Here is an 18778-nt window from a genome sequence, read left to right on the forward strand (position 1 = left end):
AATGGAAACAAAATTAATAAAAGGGCTTGAGAAAATAGAAAAGAATGACATTATTGTTATCTGCCTCCCACATGCGGGGGGCGGAGCATCATTCTTTAATTCCTGGAGCAAATATTTTAAAAAGCCATATGTTATTTGCCCAGTGCAGCTGCCAGGACGTGAGGAGAGAATCGTTGAAAAGCCAATGGAGTCAATGACAGAAATTGCTAGTGAAATAGTGGATATTCTCATGACTCTAGAAAATGATTTTATTTTGTTTGGCCATAGCATGGGGACAAAGATGCTTTTTGAGGTAGAAAAATTACTTGAAAAGAAGGGCCGTATGGCAAAGCTTGCCGTAGTGTCTGCCTGCCCGCCGCCAGATAGATTAGAGTCAGAAAAAATCGCACATCTTCCGGATGACAGATTTATAGAGGCACTTTTAAATTACGATGGGATTCCTCAGGTACTACTTGAGAACAGGCAGCTGCTTGATATGTTTCTTCCTATGTTGAAAGCTGATTTTAGACTTAGCGAAGACTATGTATGTGAGGACAACACCCCAATAAAATGTCCTATATGTGCAATGGGGGCAAATCAAGATTATGACGCCTTAGAGCCGGCTATCAAGGCTTGGGCAAGTTATACTCAGGATGATTTTTCATATAGGATGTTTGAGGGTACTCACTTTTATATTAAGGAGAAAGAGCAAGAGGTGCTTAGTCAAATAAAAGAATATTTTGATAAGGTTAATTAGTCGTTTAGAAATGATTTAACGGAGGGAAAAATGAAAAAGAGTGAAGATACTAGAGAGATGTTGGTCTCTGGAAATATCGTTAGCACAATGCTGACACTTAGTATTCCAGCTATTCTTGGAATGGTTGTAATTGGTCTTTATAACTTTATGGATGCGGTATTTGTAGGGCAGATGGTTAATGCTACAGCCATGACTGCTGTAAAGGTATCCTATCCATTTACACTTTTAAATAGTGGTGTTTCTACACTTATCGGTGTAGGTTCATCATCTCTTTTATCAATTGCTATTGGTAAAAAGGATAAGAAAACAATTGATGGCATCATGGGAAATCTTATGGCATTAATTGGAATTCTTTCTGTGATTGTAATGGTTGTGGGACTTGCTTTCACACCACAGCTCCTTTCACTTAGCGGTGCTAAGGGGGACATTTTAAATGAGGCAGTAAGATACCTTCGAATAGTTTTCTGCGGTTCATTATTTGTTAACTTTGCTCAGTCAGCAAACATGGTAATGAGAGGCGAAGGAAAGCTTAAGAAGGCCATGACATTCATGGCAATCGGTGCAATTTTAAATATCATTCTTGATCCAATTATGATTACTATTGTTGGCAAGGAAAATGGTGTTACAGGTGCTGCTTTTGCAACTATCATTTCTCAGTTTGTTCAGGCATGCATCACTCTTTACTATTTCTTAAATAAGAGTGAGCAGATTAAGATTGGCAAGATTGGTGTAAATTCTTCAATGGTTAAGCCAGTACTTAGCGTAGGTGTTTCTGCAATGATGATGCAGGTGCTTCAGATGGTACAGCAGACTATTATGTACAACACTGTAGAGTCATTTGGTGGTAGCAGTTGGCAGACAATCCTTGGTGCTTCACTTAGCTTGCAGGCATTTGCATTTATTCCTCTTTGGGGAATCAGCCAGGGCTTCCAGCCAGCTATCGGAACCAATTATGGTGCTAAGAAATATGACAGAATGGTAGGCTTTAACAAGGCATTTATGATTGCGGCTACAATTATTGCAGCAGTATTCTACATCCCAATTATGTGCTTCCCTGACAAGATGCTTTCAATGTTTATCAAGGATGCAAGCGACGTTGTAGTTATGGGTGCGCCAATGCTTAGAATTCTTTTCGCCACATATATTTCATACGGTGTTATGATTCTTGCAATCACATTCTTCCAGGCTATTGGAAAGGGAAGTATTGCAGCTATCCTTACACTTCTTCGTCAGGTAGTATTATTCATTCCACTTGTAATATTACTTCCACGAATCAAGGCATTGGGCGTAGGCGGTGTATTCTTTGCACAGACATTTACTGATATTGTTGTAATGGTAATGGTAGTAATCTTTATGACAAGCGCATTTGCTAAAATCAGAAAAGAACTATCAGAAACAACAAATCCTCATATCGAAAGTGCTACAGAAACAGCTTCTGCAAAAGCAGAGAAGATGGAAGGTTAATTAAATAGAGTCGAGTTTTTTTGACCCAGGGGGACGGGGGTAGTGGACCATTTTTAGTGTATTGTCAGAAAATGGTCCACTGACTCCGTCCCCCTGGTTTATTTATTGCCACACTACAAAAAAAGTGTATAATAAGAAACATGTTGGGAGAAGGCAAATGAAAAAATACATGTATATTCTTAAGACTCAAATAATTAAAACCATGACATATGAGTTTAATGTCTATGGCAATATCATTATGCAGACAATCATCATGATTACCTCTGCTTATTTCTGGAAGGCTCTCTATAGAAAACAGGAAACTGTAGGAGGGGTGGATGCTGACAGTATGCTCACATACATAATCATATCTTCGTTGTTATCCGTGCTTTTAATCACAAATGTGGAAAAAAGAATTGAACAGAGTGTAATTAAGGGAACTGTAGCCACAGATATGATGCGACCTATTAACATTTTTGGTGGGTATTTTGCTGAGGATATTGGAAGTATCATTGCGCTGTTTTTCCAAAACATGGTTCCCATTTTTATTATTGGTTCCTTATTTATAAAGGTGCCAAAGATGGCGGATATTTCTGCTCTGCCGTTGTTTATAATCTCAGTTGTAGAATCATTTTTGATCAACTGGCTGATTGCGGCTCTCTTTGGAATGATTGCATTTACAGCAATTAATATTGACGCTCTTATTCAGGTGAAAAAGCATCTCCTTAGACTTTTGTCTGGAAGTATTATTCCTATTTGGTTTTTCCCAGAGAAGGTGGCAAATGTCTTAGAAGCACTTCCATTTGTTTATATTTATCAATTACCGCTTTCTATCTATATAGGAAAAGGTGATAGAGCTGAACAGCTTAGGGGAATGGGAATACAGTTTGTGTGGCTGGTAATTCTTGCCGCTCTTTTCCTATATGTTCAGAAGCGTGCAACTAGAAAAGTGATGGTACAGGGAGGTTGATGATGAAAAAAGGATTTAAAGAACTGTGCCATTATATGGACGTGACGGGCCAATGTATAAAGATGGCATTTATGACAATAATAGAATACCCATCAAGCATTGCGGGATGGCTTATATCAAATCCACTCCAGTTTATTATGGGGTTTGCAATCATAAAATTCGTGGTGGAGTCCTTTGGTGAGATAAATGGATGGAACTATGGGCAGCTAGCATTTTTATATGGAATTTCAGTTATATCCCACGCTCTTTCTATGATATTTTTCGTCCAGGGATGGTTTATGGGCTACTATGTGATTTATGGAGATTTCGATCAATATTTGACCAGACCGCTCGGCGTGCTTTATCAATTCTTTTTTACAAATATAAATATATTTGGAATTACAGATCTGATACCTGGAATTATTGTATTTATTTATGGATGCGCAAAATGTCAGCTTGCCATAACGCCACTTTTTCTGATACAGGTAATTATCATGTTGGTGGGGGCAACCCTCATAAGAGGCGGCATATATATCCTAATTGGAAGTACATCTTTTCACACTAGAAGTGCAGTGGATTTTGGCCAGTACACACAGGAGATAATGGACAAGACCACTATGTATCCAATATCAATGTATCCTGAAAGTATGCAGTTTATTTTGACATATTTGATTCCAGTAGGATGGGTTTCATTCTACCCGGTGTCAGCATTGCTTGGAGTTGAAAATACTGTGTTAAATGGGCTTGCAGTGCCATTTGTGACATTGGCGGTAGGGCTTGTAGTTATGATTTTAGCGGGAGCTTATTTTACATCGGGACTCAAAAAATACGAAAGTGCAGGTAACTAAATATGATTAAAGTTGAAAATCTAAGCAAAGACTATTTACTCAAGAAAAAAGCACCTGGACTTTCAGGTGCGCTAAAGGGACTTGTAAAACGTAATTACGAAGAAATACATGCTGTTAAGGATTTATCCTTTAGCATTGGTGAGGGGGAAATAGTTGGATTTATCGGGCCAAATGGTGCAGGAAAAAGTACCACTATAAAGATGATGGCAGGAATCTTGACACCTACAAATGGAAGTGTATATATCAATGGTGAGGATATTACAAAGCATAGAAAAGAAGTGGTAAGAAACATTGGCGTTGTATTTGGACAGCGTTCTCAGCTCAACTGGGATCTGAGACTGGGAGAAAGTTTTGAACTGCTTAAGCACATTTACCAAATTCAGCAGAAAGACTATGAGGCCACACTCGATGTGATGGATGAGATACTTGGCATCAAGGAACTTGTAGATAAGCCTGTACGCCAGATGTCACTAGGACAGAGAGTAAAGGGGGATTTGGTGGCAGCAATGCTACATTCTCCTAAGGTGCTATTTTTAGATGAACCAACCATTGGACTTGATGTATCATCTAAGTTTGCCCTTCGCACATTTATCAAGGAAATTAATAAAATCAAAAAGACAACAGTAATACTTACCACCCACGATTTAGGTGATATCGAGGAATTGTGTGAACGACTAATCATTATAAATCACGGTGTGATGATGGAGGATGGAAATCTATCTCAGATAGTAGATAGAATCGCTCCATACAAAACACTTGTGGTAGAGTACTATGATGAAGCTGCACCTGAGCATGCTAGATGCGAGATGATTGAGCATGAGGGTAATATAGCAAAATACAAATTTATGAAGCAGGAAACCACTGCAGCAGAAATTATCGCCGACCTGTCCAAAGAAAAGAATATCAAGGATGTTTCTATTGAAGAGGCAGGTATTGATGATATCATAAAGATTGCATACGGGTCATAGCTAAATAGGCTATGGCTCTTTTTTTAATAAAAGGGTAAAATAATACGAAAAAATTACTTTGAGGAGAATAATAATGGATGCAAGATTAAAGAAAAATATTTTTATTGCGAAAATAGCGTTGTTGATTTTTTTGACTGTCTTTTCATTTTTTGTGGCTTCTTCAAAGGCTGTTAAGCTACCTGTATTTGAAAAGTCTGTTTCAACATTGGAGGAATCTAAATCTGTAGTAATGAAAGTTACTGGAGCAACTATAGGATTGTCATTTATTATCTCTATGTTACCAGATGACTGGGGAACACCACTTGCAGATACAATTGCAGATTTGAATAAATATTTTGTGTTATTGTTAGGAATGCTTTTCTTGGAAGGTCTTCTGATATCTAAGGGTATTCCAGTGACATTTAAGATTTTGGTACCTATTGCTTTAATTTTGCTGATAGCATATTTGCTGACTAATAAGAAAATATTCAAGATAATAGCAAAAAAGATTATTGTGTTATCGCTGGTTGTTATTTTTGCAGTGCCTTGCAGCACAACTATATCTAATTGGCTGTGTAATGGTGGCATGACATATGTGAATGAAACAGTGACATCCGCAGAAGAAGGAACGGACAAAGTTGAAGACTTATCAGGTACAGAGGCTGATAAAGGATTCTATGAGAAGATATCAGCGATTTTCAGCACTGCTATAGATGGAGTAAAAGATTTGTTTAATTATTATAAGGGCATGTTAGGCAAGTTTATTAATTCCTTGGCCATTTTGGTGGTGGCATATTTTGTTATTCCTGTAGCAACATTTTTATTATTGCTCTGGATTCTAAACCAACTATTTCAGTTTGAAGGATTTAGAGTGGGAGTTCCAAAGGTATTAAAAGTAAAGCTTGATAAAGAATCAGTCAATGAGACAGAGGTAGAGGAGGCTGAATAGTGAAAAAGATATATATACTTAGAGCAATTAGTATTGCATTATTATTGGCTTCCCTTCTAATAATTATTATCTCTGTGACTAGAAAAAGTGAAAATATATCCGCTTATGATGATGGGGTGGAAATGGTAGATCCTAACACGATTATTCTCAGCAATAGCGGTGTGAGAGTATCATTTTCCGATGTAATACTGTCAAAACCATCAGAAACCAGAAAGCTTGTGGTATTTGAGCAGGAGGGAACAGTTAGCTATAAAATCGAAGATAGGATGTTTGATTTCTTAGATTGGGAACCATCAAAGAAATATCAAACTGTACAGTATACTGGAAAAGGTAGTTTCGTAATTGAATTGGATCAACTAGGAAAAAGCAATATAGTTGAGGATGCCCAAAATCATACAGTGACCATTAAGATTCCACACCCAGTTTTAGACACAATAGAAATAGACCCAAACGAGGTGGAGATTGGTGATAAGCAAAGTGGATTTTTGGCCATAGGAGACATCAAGCTCACCCTGTCCGATTACAATAAAATCGAAAAAGAATTAAGAAAAAGATTAAAAGAAAAATTCGATGTCTATAGCAATGGACAACAGGCAGATGACCTGGCCTTAAAAGCAGTTTACGATATTTATTATCCTGTAGTTAAGGCGGTTGATAGCGATTATGAACTCATGATAGAGTTTATATAAAATGAACCAAAAACCCCGTCCCCTAGGACCATTTTAAGGAGGAAAAAGTTATGAAAAATCGTACTACACAGTTAATTTACCAGACAGCATATTGTACCCTGGGCGTTGTTGGAATCGCAGCAAGCCTTGGATTCTTTGAGCATGTTTTCAGATGGGATTTTTACATTATGTATACCAATCTCAGCAATTATTTTTGCATATTCGTTATGTTTGCTGAACTTATACAGACAGCTCGAAAAAAAGAAAATAGCTATGTAACTGTTAGCCCAGCGCTTAAGTTTATAGGTATGCTTGGAATTTTGCTAACATTTTTAGTGTTCAATATTTTGCTTGCTAATGTGCCAGGGAGAAATCCTGCAGAAAACTTTAAAATAGCAAGTGTTCTTGCCCATGTTGTGCTGCCTATTATGTACACACTGGACTGGTTTTTATTCTATGAGAGAGGCAAGACAAAGTTATTTTATCCATTTGTTTCGGTGCTGTTTCCTATAGCTTATTTAGGCTATGTATTTATTCATGCAGCAGCACATAGTTTTGATTCAACTATTACAAATTATCTTGGCACGGACCCACTTATCTACCCATACTTTTTCTTGAATCCAGATAGAGTGGGCAATATGGGAGTTTTAAAATGGTGCGTTATCTTGACAGCAATATTTGCGGTAGGTGGACTATTGTTTGTAGGCATAGATAAGCTCTTTGGACGTAGGAATAAATAGATTTTTGGGACAATGTGCAATTCCTAAAGTAGGAGCATGGGGGACTATGTTTTTTAAGAAAAAGCTAGAGAAAAAAACTTATGACAAATTAAGGAAAAAGCCTGTGATAAAGGCCAGTATTTGTACAGGAGAGCAGGTTGCTGGATTTAAGGATTTATCAACAGGGGCTTTTGAGGAAGTGATGCTGATAAAGGGCCCGGAAGATTTGGAGCAGTTTAAGGAAACCTATGGCATCACAGGAGAAATAGAAAAGATTTATTGATTAAAGATGGAAATATTACTGGGAATCGGCAGAGATTTCTTCAGTAATATTTCCATTTTTATTGTAAATAATTGTACGAGAGAGAGTATTTTCTACTGTATATGATTCGTGAATCCTAACAGTTTTTCCTGAAATAAGAAAATTCTTGTACTCGTAGTAGTCTTTTGTTATGCCAGGAAATTCTTGTGCGACCACAGAGTACTTTGTATTATCTCGATATTCTGTAGATTCGGTTTTTTGAAAAAGGAATGGCCTTAAAAATAATAGGTTTATCATTATGAGCCCGCAAAAAAGAAATCCCAAAAGAATGAAATATTTTAGTACATTTTTGGTGATTTGCAAAATGGCTAGAACTATACAAATAAATAAGCCGATAACAATAATTTTTACGGAAAGGTCAGTAAACCAAACTCTAAATCGGAGTTTGAAGACTGACAATATAATAGTTGTTGAAAAGTAGATAAAAATATAAATGCATGTTAAAGCTGCTAATGCATTAGAAATCTTTCTTATTTTCATAAATTTCCCCTTAGATTCACTGAGTTCTTTACTTATGCTAACATAACTTTCTATTATTCGTCTGATCCAAATACAATCATAAGCATATGATTTTTGTATTCTATAAACAAAACATCAAAGACAACATATGTATAGAAATCACTTAATACATCGGTAATATCTTCGTTCAATTCTCCTTTGATTCTATAGATGTTACTTTTTTCTCCGAGATAAAATCTAACTGATTTAAAAAAATCGTCTATGTAATTATTAACATTAGGGACTTGATGTCCTGGTTCATATATTATTTTTTGGATGATAGTAGATAAATCACCTTCTATTAACTCAAGATCAAAGTTTAATTTATAGACACGTGTTACTGTTTTAATATCAAATATTTGATTGTCTAAATATTCATGTAACCTTATTCGGATGCTTTCGCATATATTAGATTTATTAGCTTTAAATACATCTGCTTCAACAGCCCAGAATTGAGGGATAATTTTTGAAAGATATGCATAAGATAATGCTGATATTGTACCTGAAAGATATGCATCAGGGCCGGGTACCGTATTATAATAATCATATACCGACATTATATAGCCTCCTTTTCACGCTAATTCTAAAAGAAATATTAGCATATAATTGTCGTAAAGCATATGTAGCAGTTTTTTTCGTTGATAGTGTATAATAGATGGTTAGAAAAGGCTAACTGATTATTATACTAGAAGAGGAGACGTGACATGAAGACTATCAAGAAAATGTTTGCTTTCAAAGATTTTTACAAGGATCTTATTGAAAAATATGGAATCAATAAAGCTGATGAAATATGGAGTTTTGCAGAAGAAGAGTATTGTAAAATGATAGAAGCTGAACCAAATGCAGATAGTTCTACTTTACAATTTGCTTTTCCTGCAGTGGCACTATATCGTGCAGTGGAGAAATATTCACCTAACGATGCCCTTACGGTAACTCGTAATTATGGGACAAAGGTGGGGTTAAAATTTAAAGGAATTTTTAAAAAGATAACTAGCATACCTGGTGTTCCGGCTTTTATGTGGAGACACATGGATAAGATTTCTGCTAAAATGAGTGATGGCTATGATGTTTGCAATCTTCAGGTAACACAGGATAAATGCTTTATGGATGTAATTAGGTGTCCCCTTTATGATAAAGCAGTAGAATTGGGAACTCCTGAAGCGGTGCAAATGATTTGTTGTATGGACAAGGAATATATGACTGGCTTTAGAGGAATCGATTATGAAAGAACGAAATCCGTGGCTGAAGGGGATGACTGTTGTGATTATAGGCTTAGAAGAGCAAGTTGGTAGCAGGAATTGATCTGTTTAAATAGGAGAGAAAATGGGTGACAAGATAAAAAATGCGTATCATGATTCAAAAGATATATATGATGATGTGTTGACTCAGGGGAATTTTTTAAGCAAACTATACATTAAATTTTTCTGGAGTGGGACAGATGACAATGAAATAGCAAGAAAGGTTTTGTCCTATGTGCCAGATGATTTTGATGGTACTTTGCTTGATGTACCTGTAGGAACTGCAGTCTTCACAGAGGAGAAATGGAAAAGGCTGAAAAACGCTAAGATTACTTGCTTGGACTATAGTGTTGATATGCTTGAAAAGGCCAAAAGAAGGCTTGGGAATTGCTCGCATATTTCGTTTATTCAAGGTGATGTAGGGCAGTTGCCTTTTGCTGATGAAGAGTGTGATATAGTTATGAGCATGAATGGATTTCATGCATTTCCAGACAAGGAAAAAGCTTTTCAAGAGACTAGTCGTGTTTTGAAAAAAGGCGGTAGTTTTATTGCTTGTTTTTATATCAGAGGTAAATCAAAGCGCACTGACTGGCTTGTGAAAAACATTTTATCGAAAAAAGGATGGTTTACGCCTCCTTTTCCTGATGAGAAGGAATTGGTTAGGAAATTACATGAACTATACGCTTCAGTGGAGTATTATGTTGATGGTTCCATAGTTTATTTTAAGTGCATGAAGTAGAAAATGGTCCATAGGGACGGGGGGATAGGGCCAAAATAAAAATGGACCACTAACCCCGTCCCCTAGGTTCATATTTGAGGAGGAATAATGGTAAGAGTTTTATTTGTTTGTCATGGCTCGATTTGTAGATCGCCAATGGCGAAATATGTGTTGCAGGATATGGTTGATAGAAGAGGGATAGCAGGAGATTTTTATATCGATTGTGCCGCTATGACTTATGAGGAAATAGGGAATCCAGTGTATCCACCTGTGAGACAAGTGCTAAATAGCAAGGGGATCAATTGCGATGGCTATGCTGCACGTCATGTCCGCAGGGACGAGTATAGAGATTATGATTACATAATTGGAATGGATGCTGAAAATATGAGGGATCTGAACTATGAATTTGGTCCAGACCCAGATGATAAGATATATAGACTTCTCGATTTTTCTGATAGACCAAGAGATATAGATGACCCTTGGTACACAAGAAAGTTTGATAAATGCTACGAGGAAGTAGTGGAAGGATGTCAGGGGCTGCTTAAGAGACTAGGCTACTAAAATGGACCACTAACTCCGTCCCCCTAGACCACTATTTTCTGTATTATTTCGGCTGCCAGCTGATTTCTCGTGATTGTTGCTTGATTAGGAGAAAAAAGACTGGTGGCTATATTTTTTATATCTGATGGAAATGTGGATATGTCTGAGTCAAAATTAATGCCAATTCCTACAACAATCCACTGGATATCGCCAGTTTCAAATTCGGTTCCAGCTTCAGTGAGAATTCCACAAATCTTTTTATCATTAATAAATAAATCATTGATAGGCTTTAAGGTAGGTCTAACACCAGCTAGGGCTTCGATAGAGTCGCAGACAGCCGTGCCTGTTTGGATAGTTATTTCATCAGGTAAAAGTGTCTTAAGAAACTCTGGGCGAAGAATAATGCTTAAATACAAACCTCCCTTAGGAGAATAGAAGCTGTGATCCTTGCGGCCTCGACCTTCCGTTTGTTCATTGGCAATAACTACAGTGCCGTGGGCGGCGCCTGCAATTGCCATTTCCTTTGCAATCCTATTAGTGGAGTTTGCGACATCGTAAATACGGATTAAATTAGAACCTTTATATTTGGATTTGTAACTACTATCTAAATAGGAAATGATACCTGCTTCAGAGAGAATGTCATTTCCTTCTTTTAGTTTGTAACCCTTGTTGCTGATAGCATCGATTTCGTAACCAGCTTTTCTAAGCTCGTTGATGGCTTTCCATATAGCATTTCTAGAAAGCCCAAGGGAAGAGGCTATAACTTCTCCTGAAATATAGGTCTCCTTATTTGATTCTAATAGTTCTAATACCTTGTCTTTTGATGCCATCATAGCTCCTCATTGTTACTTTAAAGTGTGAAAGTTGACGAAACACCCACATGTATTTTAGAAGTATTTGGGCTATTTTGTCAAAGATATTAAAAAGGTCTTTTTGTCATTGAATTTCGTGCTTTAGTGTATTAAACTGTTAAAAATGGTTTTAATTGGGAAGGACTATAATTATGGCATTCAATGTAGGTGTAATCAGAGGAGATGGAATTGGTCCGGAGGTTGTTACTGAGGCAGTTAAGGTACTTGATGCGGTAGGTGCAAAATTTGGACACGAGTTTAAGTATACTGAAATTCTTATGGGCGGCTGCTCAATCGATGCATGTGGAGAGCCTCTTACAGATGAGGCAATCGCCGCAGCAAAAGCAAGCGATGCAGTGCTCATGGGTTCTATTGGTGGAAACACTTCTACAAGTCCTTGGTACAAGTTACCAGCGGACAAACGTCCAGAGGCAGGACTTCTAAAGCTTCGCAAGAGCCTTAATCTATTCGCTAATTTGCGACCAGCATATTTATACAACGAATTAAAAGAAGCATGTCCACTTAGAGACGACATTATCGGAGATGGCTTCGATATGATGATTATGAGAGAGCTTACAGGCGGCCTTTATTTTGGAGAGCGTTCTACAAAAGAAGAAAATGGTCAGCTAGTTGCAAGAGATTCTCTTACTTATTCAGAAAATGAGATTCGCAGAATTGCAAAACGCGGATTTGATATTGCAATGAAGCGTCGCAAGAAAGTTACTTCAGTTGACAAGGCTAACGTACTTGATAGCTCACGTCTCTGGAGAAAAATTGTTGAAGAGGTAGCTAAAGATTATCCAGAGGTTACATACGAGCACATGCTTGTAGACAACTGTGCAATGCAGCTTGTTAAGGATCCACGTCAGTTCGATGTAATTCTTACTGAGAACATGTTTGGAGATATTTTATCAGATGAGGCATCTATGGTTACCGGTTCCATCGGAATGCTTTCATCAGCTTCCCTTAACGATACAAAATTCGGTTTATATGAGCCATCAGGCGGAAGCGCACCAGATATTGCAGGAAAGGGCATTGCTAACCCAATAGCTACAATCCTTTCAGCAGCTATGATGCTTCGCTACAGCTTCGATTTAGATGCTGAGGCTGATGCAGTAGAAAATGCAGTTAAGCAGGTTCTCAAGGATGGCTATCGCACAATCGATATCATGCCTCGCGACGGCAGCACCGTAAAGCAGGTAGGAACTTCTGAGATGGGCGATTTAATAGTAGAGCGTTTATAGAATTATTTAAATGAGCTGGTAGGAAACAAGCTCTTAGATTTCTCAAGCGAATCGTGTTAGATGAGCGGAGAAATACTAAGGCTTGTGGCCGTAACCAGCGGACTAAAATACTAGGAGGAGTCGATAAATGAGAAGTGATAACGCGAGAGCTGGCATGCAGCAGGCACCAGCTAGATCTTTGTTTAATGCTTTGGGATTTACACCAGAAGAAATGAAAAAGCCAATGGTAGGTATCGTATCTTCGTACAATGAGATAGTACCAGGCCATATGAATATTGATAAAATTGTTGATGCAGTAAAGCTTGGAGTAGCTGAGGCAGGCGGTGTGCCTGTAGTATTCCCAGCTATTGCAGTTTGTGATGGTATTGCAATGGGACACATCGGAATGAAATATTCCCTTGTAACTCGTGATTTGATTGCTGATTCAACAGAGTGTATGGCACTTGCTCATCAGTTTGATGCACTTGTTATGGTACCAAACTGCGACAAGAATGTGCCTGGACTTTTGATGGCAGCAGCTCGTCTTGATCTTCCTACAGTATTTGTATCAGGCGGTCCAATGCTTGCAGGTCACGTAGGTGGTCAGAAGCGTTCTCTTTCTTCTATGTTTGAGGCTGTTGGCGCACATGCAGCTGGCAACATGACAGAGGATGAGGTTGAGAACTTCGTTGAAAATGTTTGTCCTACATGTGGTAGCTGCTCAGGTATGTACACAGCTAACTCAATGAACTGCCTTACAGAGGCTCTTGGAATGGGACTTAGAGGTAATGGTACTATCCCTGCTGTTTACTCAGAGAGAATCAGACTTGCTAAGCATGCAGGTATGGCTGTTATGGATATGTATAACAAGGGTATTACTGCTCGTCAGATTATGACAAAAGAGGCAGTTTTAAATGCTCTTACAGTAGATATGGCACTTGGTTGTTCTACAAACTCAATGCTTCATTTACCAGCTATCGCTCACGAGATTGGTTTTGATTTCGATATTGAGTTTGCTAATCCAATTTCTGAGAAGACACCAAACCTTTGTCACCTTGCTCCAGCTGGTCCTACATACATGGAAGACCTTAATGAGGCCGGCGGTGTATGGGCAGTTATGAAGGAGCTTGCAGATATCGGACTTCTTAATACTGACTGTATGACAGTTACAGGCAAGACAGTTGGTGAGAATATTAAAAATGCTATTAACAGAAATCCAGAGGTTATCAGACCTGTGGACAATCCATATACAAAGACAGGTGGACTTGCAGTACTTAAGGGAAATCTTGCACCAGACGGCTCAGTTGTTAAGCGTAGTGCAGTAGTTCCTGAGATGCTTGTTCATGAAGGCCCAGCCAGAGTATTTGATAGCGAGGAAGATGCAATCGCAGCTATCAAGGGCGGCAAGATTGTTGAGGGTGATGTAGTTGTCATCCGTTATGAGGGACCTAAGGGTGGCCCTGGTATGAGAGAGATGCTTAACCCTACATCAGCTATTGCTGGTATGGGACTTGGTTCATCAGTTGCACTTATTACTGATGGTCGTTTCTCAGGCGCTAGCCGTGGAGCTTCTATCGGTCACGTTTCACCAGAGGCAGCTGTTGGCGGACCAATCGCACTTGTTGAAGAAGGCGATATCATTTCAATTGATATTCCTAACTATACAATGACACTTAAGGTTTCAGACGAAGAGCTTGAAGCACGCCGTGCTAAGTGGCAGCCACGCGAGCCAAAGGTTACAACGGGCTATCTTCGTCGCTACGCAGCGCAGGTTACCTCAGGAAACCGCGGCGCGATTCTTAAGACGCCAGAATTTTAGTACGTCCGTTACGTAGACAAGCCTTAGAGTTTCTCCGCTCAACAACACGTTTCGCTTGAGAAACCTAAGAGCTTGTCTACTACGGACTCATTTAAAACGCGGCTACTCAGCCTTGGCAAGCGCGAGGAGGGAAGTATCGTGCGAGCTAGGAAGGAACCGCTCTGCGGGAGGTTGCCTAGCGAAGTACGAGGGGTGCCCTGCGGGAGCATGAAAAAGAAGGCGCCGCGTTTAGACGGAGTTTAGAGGAGAAAAAGATATGTTACTCAGTGGTTCAGAGATTATAATTGAATGTTTGAAGGAACAGGGCGTTGATACTGTTTTTGGGTATCCAGGCGGAGCGATTCTTAATCTTTATGATGAGCTTTATAAGCATAAGGATGAGATTCACCATGTGCTTACAAGTCATGAGCAGGGTGCCGCACATGCAGCAGATGGATATGCTCGTTCTACTGGAAAGGTAGGCGTGTGCCTTGCAACAAGTGGTCCAGGTGCCACAAATCTTGTTACAGGTATTGCAACAGCGCATATGGATTCGGTGCCTATCATTGCTATTACTTGTAACGTAACAGTTCCTTTACTTGGTAAGGATTCATTCCAGGAGATTGACATTGCCGGTATTACAATGCCTATCACTAAGCATAACTTCATCGTTAAGGATGTTAAGGATTTAGCTGAGACAATTCGCCGAGCATTTGTCATTGCAAAGAGCGGTCGTCCAGGTCCTGTACTTATCGATGTGCCAAAGGATGTTACTGCTCCAAATAATAAATACGAGTACATGCCAATGAAGCCTATCCCAGTAGGTAGGGTTAAAAAGGACATTACAGAGGATAGCTTAAAGCAGGCAATCAAGCTTATTGATAAGGCTAAAAAGCCAGTTATTTTCGTTGGCGGTGGTGCAGTTCTTGCCAATGCTTCCAAGGAATTAAAGAAGTTTGTTGAGCTTGTAGATGCACCAGTTTGCGATACATTGATGGGAAAGGGAGCTTACTCTGGCAAGGAAGACAGATACCTTGGAATGCTTGGTATGCATGGTACAAAGGCATCCAACTTAAGCGTATCTGAGTGTGATTTGCTTATTGCAATCGGTACTAGATTTTCTGATAGAGTTCTCGGCAATCCTTCAAAGTTTGCTAGCAAGGCAAAGATACTTCAGTTTGATGTAGATCCAGCTGAGATTAATAAAAATATAGTAGCTGACCATGCTGTGATAGGTGATGTTAAGGAGATTCTTTCTAGAATCAACAAGCTTCTCACTCAGAAGGAGCATGAGGCATGGATTAAGCATACAGAGGAACTTAAGGACAAGTACCCACTTACAATTCCTAAGGAAGGCTTGTCTGGTCCATATATTGTATCTGAGGTTTATCGTCAGACAAAGGGTGAGGCAATCATCACTACAGAAGTAGGACAGCATCAGATGTGGGCAGCTCAGTTCTACAATTATAAAAAGCCACATCAGCTTTTGACATCAGGTGGTCTTGGAACTATGGGATATGGACTTGGAGCCGCAATTGGTGCCAAGACAGGTAATCCAGACAAGACAGTTATCAATATTGCAGGTGATGGCTGCTTCAGAATGAACATGAATGAGATGGCAACAGCGTCTAGAGAAAAGTTGCCTATCATTGAAATAATTGTCAACAACCACGTACTTGGAATGGTTAGACAATGGCAGACACTTTTTTATGACAAGCATTATTCAGCTACTGTACTTGACGACGGAGTTGATTATGTCAAGTTGGCAGAAGCTATGGGTGCAACAGGATATCGCGTAACAACTCAGGAAGAGTTCTCCAGCGCTTTATCGGAGGCTATGCGATCCGAGAAGCCTGTGCTTATTGACTGTATCATCAATAGTGATGAAAAAGTATGGCCAATGGTAGCACCAGGAGCACCAATAAATGAGTTTTTTGAAGAAAAGTAAGGAGATTAGTGTAATGAGTAGAGTTTATAATTTTAGTGCAGGACCAGCAGTATTACCTGAGGAAGTTCTTAGAGAAGCAGCAGATGAGATGCTTGATTACAAGGGCTGTGGCATGTCAGTAATGGAGATGAGCCACCGTTCAAAGGTTTTTGATGAGATTATCAAAGAGGCAGAGGCTGATATCAGAACTCTTATGAACATCCCTGATAACTACAAGGTGCTTTTCCTTCAGGGTGGTGCTAGCCAGCAGTTCGCAGCAGTTCCAATGAACCTTATGAAGAACAAGAAGGCAGGCTATATCATCACAGGTCAGTGGGCAAAGAAGGCATTCCAGGAAGCAAAGATGTATGGTGAGGCAGTAGAGCTTGCTTCATCAGCAGATGAGACATTCTCATATATTCCAGATTGTTCAGACCTTCCTATCACTGATGATATGGACTATGTATACATCTGTGAGAACAACACAATTTATGGAACAAAGTTTAAGACACTTCCTAACACAAAGGGCAAGGATTTAGTAGCAGACGTTAGCTCATGCTTCCTTTCAGAGCCAGTAGATGTTAGCAAGTACGGCATCATCTATGGTGGTGTTCAGAAGAACGTAGGACCTGCAGGTATGGTTATCGTAATCATCCGTGAGGACCTTATCCGTGATGATGTTCTTCCAGGCACACCAACAATGCTTAAGTATAAGACACAGGCAGACAATGACAGTCTTTACAATACACCACCATGCTATGATATTTATATCTGCGGTAAGGTGTTCAAGTGGCTCCTTAAGAATGGCGGCCTTTCAGCAATGAAGGAACTCAACGAGAAGAAGGCAGCTATCCTTTATGATTACCTTGATTCATCAAAGCTTTTCAAGGGTACTGTTAGAAAAGAAGATCGTTCACTTATGAACGTACCATTTGTTACAGGTAACGAAGAGCTTGATGCTAAGTTTGTTAAGGAAGCTACTGCAGCAGGATTTGTTAACCTTAAGGGTCACAGAACTGTTGGTGGTATGAGAGCTTCTATCTACAATGCTATGCCAATCGAAGGCGTAGAGAAGCTTGTTGAATTCATGCGTGAATTCGAAAAAGCTAATGCATAATGTCAAATAAATGAGCCTGTAGCTAACAAGTTATTAATTCTTTTGATGAGGCATTTCAGCCGAAGGAAGAGACTTAATGCTTGTGAATGTAACAGGCGGACTAAGTTTAATAAGGAGAGAAAAATGTTTACTTACAATTGCTTAAATCCAATTTCAGACAAGGGATTAGTTAACTTCTCTACAGACTTCAAGAAGGTCGAGACAATCGGTGAGGCTGACGCATGCTTAGTTCGTTCAGCTGCTATGCACGATCTTGAGCTTGGTGACAAGCTTAAATGTATCGCACGTGCTGGTGCCGGTGTTAACAATATTCCTCTTGAGAAATGTGCAGAGGATGGTATCGTAGTTTTCAATACACCAGGTGCTAATGCAAACGGTGTTAAGGAGCTTGTTTTTGCAGGAATGCTTTTAGCTTCTCGTGATATCGTTGGCGGTATTGACTGGGTAAAGGAAAATGTTGCTGATGAGAACATTGCAAAGACAGCAGAAAAGGCTAAGAAAGCTTTCGCTGGTACAGAGATTGCTGGCAAGAAGCTTGGTGTTATCGGTCTTGGAGCTATCGGTGTCAAGGTAGCTAACGACGCAACACATCTTGGTATGGAAGTTATGGGTTATGACCCATACATTTCTGTTAACGCTGCTTGGAACCTTTCTAGAAATGTTAAGCACGTTACAAATGTAGAGGATATCTACAGAGAGTGTGATTTCATTACAGTTCATGTACCACTTGTTGATTCAACAAAGGGTATGATTAATAAAGAGGCTGTTCAGATGATGAAGAAGGGCGTAGTTATTCTTAACTTTGCTCGTGATCTTCTTGTTGATGAGCCTGCAGTATTAAATGGTATCGAGTCTGGCAAGGTTCGTCATTATGTTACAGACTTTGCTAATCCTACTACAGCAGGTAAGCCTGGTGTTATCTGTACACCACACCTTGGCGCTTCTACAGAAGAGGCTGAGGACAACTGTGCAATTATGGCAGTTAAGGAAGTTATGGATTACATGGAAAATGGTAACATTTGCCATTCTGTAAATTACCCTGACTGTGATATGGGAATTTGTACAACAGAGTCACGTGTGGCTATTCTTCATAAGAATAAGGCTGGTCTTATCGCTTCATTTACAACAATTCTTGGTAACGAGAATGTAAACGTAGAAGATATGACTAACAAGAGTCGTGGCGATTATGCATATACATTACTTGATCTTGCTGCAAAGCCAGCAGAGACTGTAATTAACGAAATTGAGAAGGTTGACGGAGTTATTAAAGTAAGGGTGGTAAAATAA

The 18778-nt window shown here is 39.1% G+C and carries 20 protein-coding genes; 17 read left to right on the plus strand and 3 right to left on the minus strand.

Going from position 1 to position 18778, the window contains the following annotated elements; translation table 11 throughout:
* Nucleotide 1 precedes the first annotated feature (1 nt).
* The 9 genes from F0Q01_RS02190 to F0Q01_RS02230 all read left to right on the plus strand — a co-directional run bounded on the left by F0Q01_RS02190 (nt 2) and on the right by F0Q01_RS02230 (nt 7542).
* Nucleotides 2–736, plus strand: a complete 735-nt coding sequence (locus F0Q01_RS02190) for a thioesterase II family protein (protein ID WP_090485765.1) — start codon at nt 2–4, stop codon at nt 734–736.
* 30 nt (nt 737–766) lie between these two features.
* Entirely contained in the window at nt 767–2200 is a 1434-nt protein-coding gene (locus F0Q01_RS02195; protein WP_090485768.1) for an MATE family efflux transporter, read from the plus strand.
* Between the two features lie 157 nt (nt 2201–2357).
* Nucleotides 2358–3149 carry an ABC transporter permease gene (locus F0Q01_RS02200; protein ID WP_090485769.1) on the plus strand — a complete coding sequence of 264 codons (792 nt, stop codon included), beginning with the start codon at nt 2358–2360 and terminating at the stop codon, nt 3147–3149.
* A gap of 2 nt (nt 3150–3151) precedes the next feature.
* A complete protein-coding gene (locus tag F0Q01_RS02205) occupies nt 3152–3976 on the plus strand; it encodes an ABC transporter permease (RefSeq protein WP_163927112.1) in 825 nt (274 codons plus the stop codon).
* 2 nt (nt 3977–3978) lie between these two features.
* Entirely contained in the window at nt 3979–4944 is a 966-nt protein-coding gene (locus F0Q01_RS02210) for an ABC transporter ATP-binding protein (RefSeq protein ID WP_090485773.1), read from the plus strand.
* A gap of 73 nt (nt 4945–5017) precedes the next feature.
* Nucleotides 5018–5872 carry a hypothetical protein gene (locus F0Q01_RS02215; protein ID WP_090485774.1) on the plus strand — a complete coding sequence of 285 codons (855 nt, stop codon included), beginning with the start codon at nt 5018–5020 and terminating at the stop codon, nt 5870–5872.
* Nucleotides 5872–6561: a DUF4230 domain-containing protein gene (locus tag F0Q01_RS13825; protein WP_090485775.1), complete on the plus strand. Its 690-nt coding sequence runs from the start codon at nt 5872–5874 to the stop codon at nt 6559–6561. Before F0Q01_RS02215 ends, F0Q01_RS13825 begins: the two co-directional genes overlap by 1 nt.
* Nucleotides 6562–6611: 50 nt before the next feature.
* Nucleotides 6612–7280 (plus strand): Pr6Pr family membrane protein, encoded by a 669-nt coding sequence (locus F0Q01_RS02225; RefSeq protein ID WP_090485776.1) that lies wholly within the window; start codon nt 6612–6614, stop codon nt 7278–7280.
* Between the two features lie 46 nt (nt 7281–7326).
* Complete coding sequence (locus tag F0Q01_RS02230; RefSeq protein WP_090485777.1) at nt 7327–7542, plus strand: aspartate dehydrogenase; 216 nt, start codon at nt 7327–7329, stop codon at nt 7540–7542.
* Between the two features lie 15 nt (nt 7543–7557).
* Here the strand turns inward: F0Q01_RS02230 and F0Q01_RS02235 are convergent, their stop codons facing one another.
* Both F0Q01_RS02235 and F0Q01_RS02240 read right to left on the minus strand, forming a co-directional pair.
* Complete coding sequence (locus tag F0Q01_RS02235; protein WP_090485778.1) at nt 7558–8061, minus strand: hypothetical protein; 504 nt, start codon at nt 8059–8061, stop codon at nt 7558–7560.
* Between the two features lie 53 nt (nt 8062–8114).
* Nucleotides 8115–8636, minus strand: coding sequence for a hypothetical protein (locus F0Q01_RS02240; RefSeq protein WP_090485779.1), 522 nt, complete (start codon nt 8634–8636; stop codon nt 8115–8117).
* 147 nt (nt 8637–8783) lie between these two features.
* On the opposite strand from F0Q01_RS02240, the gene F0Q01_RS02245 reads away from it, so the two are divergent.
* The 3 genes from F0Q01_RS02245 (at nt 8784) to F0Q01_RS02255 (ending at nt 10596) form a co-directional block, all read left to right on the plus strand.
* A complete protein-coding gene (locus tag F0Q01_RS02245; protein ID WP_090485782.1) occupies nt 8784–9371 on the plus strand; it encodes an L-2-amino-thiazoline-4-carboxylic acid hydrolase in 588 nt (195 codons plus the stop codon).
* Nucleotides 9372–9402: 31 nt separating this feature from the next.
* Entirely contained in the window at nt 9403–10056 is a 654-nt protein-coding gene (locus F0Q01_RS02250; RefSeq protein ID WP_090485784.1) for a class I SAM-dependent methyltransferase, read from the plus strand.
* A gap of 87 nt (nt 10057–10143) precedes the next feature.
* Nucleotides 10144–10596, plus strand: coding sequence for a low molecular weight protein-tyrosine-phosphatase (locus tag F0Q01_RS02255; protein WP_090485786.1), 453 nt, complete (start codon nt 10144–10146; stop codon nt 10594–10596).
* 23 nt (nt 10597–10619) lie between these two features.
* Here F0Q01_RS02255 and F0Q01_RS02260 read toward each other — a convergent pair whose 3' ends face one another.
* Nucleotides 10620–11408 (minus strand): biotin--[acetyl-CoA-carboxylase] ligase, encoded by a 789-nt coding sequence (locus tag F0Q01_RS02260; protein WP_242941819.1) that lies wholly within the window; start codon nt 11406–11408, stop codon nt 10620–10622.
* Between the two features lie 170 nt (nt 11409–11578).
* Between F0Q01_RS02260 and leuB the strand changes: the two genes are divergently transcribed.
* The 5 genes from leuB (at nt 11579) to F0Q01_RS02285 (ending at nt 18778) form a co-directional block, all read left to right on the plus strand.
* Complete coding sequence (gene leuB / locus F0Q01_RS02265) at nt 11579–12670, plus strand: 3-isopropylmalate dehydrogenase (protein ID WP_090485791.1); 1092 nt, start codon at nt 11579–11581, stop codon at nt 12668–12670.
* Nucleotides 12671–12797: 127 nt separating this feature from the next.
* Complete coding sequence (ilvD, locus tag F0Q01_RS02270; RefSeq protein ID WP_090154644.1) at nt 12798–14468, plus strand: dihydroxy-acid dehydratase; 1671 nt, start codon at nt 12798–12800, stop codon at nt 14466–14468.
* Between the two features lie 256 nt (nt 14469–14724).
* Entirely contained in the window at nt 14725–16395 is a 1671-nt protein-coding gene (gene ilvB / locus F0Q01_RS02275) for a biosynthetic-type acetolactate synthase large subunit (RefSeq protein ID WP_090154642.1), read from the plus strand.
* Nucleotides 16396–16408: 13 nt separating this feature from the next.
* Nucleotides 16409–17491: a 3-phosphoserine/phosphohydroxythreonine transaminase gene (gene serC, locus F0Q01_RS02280; protein WP_090154709.1), complete on the plus strand. Its 1083-nt coding sequence runs from the start codon at nt 16409–16411 to the stop codon at nt 17489–17491.
* Nucleotides 17492–17614: 123 nt separating this feature from the next.
* Nucleotides 17615–18778, plus strand: coding sequence for a phosphoglycerate dehydrogenase (locus F0Q01_RS02285; protein WP_090154640.1), 1164 nt, complete (start codon nt 17615–17617; stop codon nt 18776–18778).

This window comes from Pseudobutyrivibrio xylanivorans (assembly GCF_010906925.1).
Taxonomy (GTDB): Bacteria; Bacillota; Clostridia; order Lachnospirales; family Lachnospiraceae; genus Pseudobutyrivibrio.

Excerpts from the sequence above, each read along its gene's own strand:
- F0Q01_RS02190 (WP_090485765.1), top strand. The coding sequence starts at position 2 with ATGGAAACAAAATTAATAAAAGGGCTTGAGAAAATAGAAAAGAATGAC.
- F0Q01_RS02195 (WP_090485768.1), top strand. The coding sequence starts at position 767 with ATGAAAAAGAGTGAAGATACTAGAGAGATGTTGGTCTCTGGAAATATC.
- F0Q01_RS02200 (WP_090485769.1), top strand. The coding sequence starts at position 2,358 with ATGAAAAAATACATGTATATTCTTAAGACTCAAATAATTAAAACCATG.
- F0Q01_RS02205 (WP_163927112.1), top strand. The coding sequence starts at position 3,152 with ATGAAAAAAGGATTTAAAGAACTGTGCCATTATATGGACGTGACGGGC.
- F0Q01_RS02210 (WP_090485773.1), top strand. The coding sequence starts at position 3,979 with ATGATTAAAGTTGAAAATCTAAGCAAAGACTATTTACTCAAGAAAAAA.
- F0Q01_RS02215 (WP_090485774.1), top strand. The coding sequence starts at position 5,018 with ATGGATGCAAGATTAAAGAAAAATATTTTTATTGCGAAAATAGCGTTG.
- F0Q01_RS02225 (WP_090485776.1), top strand. The coding sequence starts at position 6,612 with ATGAAAAATCGTACTACACAGTTAATTTACCAGACAGCATATTGTACC.
- F0Q01_RS02230 (WP_090485777.1), top strand. The coding sequence starts at position 7,327 with ATGTTTTTTAAGAAAAAGCTAGAGAAAAAAACTTATGACAAATTAAGG.
- F0Q01_RS02235 (WP_090485778.1), bottom strand. The coding sequence starts at position 8,061 with ATGAAAATAAGAAAGATTTCTAATGCATTAGCAGCTTTAACATGCATT.
- F0Q01_RS02240 (WP_090485779.1), bottom strand. The coding sequence starts at position 8,636 with ATGTCGGTATATGATTATTATAATACGGTACCCGGCCCTGATGCATAT.
- F0Q01_RS02245 (WP_090485782.1), top strand. The coding sequence starts at position 8,784 with ATGAAGACTATCAAGAAAATGTTTGCTTTCAAAGATTTTTACAAGGAT.
- F0Q01_RS02250 (WP_090485784.1), top strand. The coding sequence starts at position 9,403 with ATGGGTGACAAGATAAAAAATGCGTATCATGATTCAAAAGATATATAT.
- F0Q01_RS02255 (WP_090485786.1), top strand. The coding sequence starts at position 10,144 with ATGGTAAGAGTTTTATTTGTTTGTCATGGCTCGATTTGTAGATCGCCA.
- F0Q01_RS02260 (WP_242941819.1), bottom strand. The coding sequence starts at position 11,408 with ATGATGGCATCAAAAGACAAGGTATTAGAACTATTAGAATCAAATAAG.
- leuB (WP_090485791.1), top strand. The coding sequence starts at position 11,579 with ATGGCATTCAATGTAGGTGTAATCAGAGGAGATGGAATTGGTCCGGAG.
- ilvD (WP_090154644.1), top strand. The coding sequence starts at position 12,798 with ATGAGAAGTGATAACGCGAGAGCTGGCATGCAGCAGGCACCAGCTAGA.
- ilvB (WP_090154642.1), top strand. The coding sequence starts at position 14,725 with ATGTTACTCAGTGGTTCAGAGATTATAATTGAATGTTTGAAGGAACAG.
- serC (WP_090154709.1), top strand. The coding sequence starts at position 16,409 with ATGAGTAGAGTTTATAATTTTAGTGCAGGACCAGCAGTATTACCTGAG.
- F0Q01_RS02285 (WP_090154640.1), top strand. The coding sequence starts at position 17,615 with ATGTTTACTTACAATTGCTTAAATCCAATTTCAGACAAGGGATTAGTT.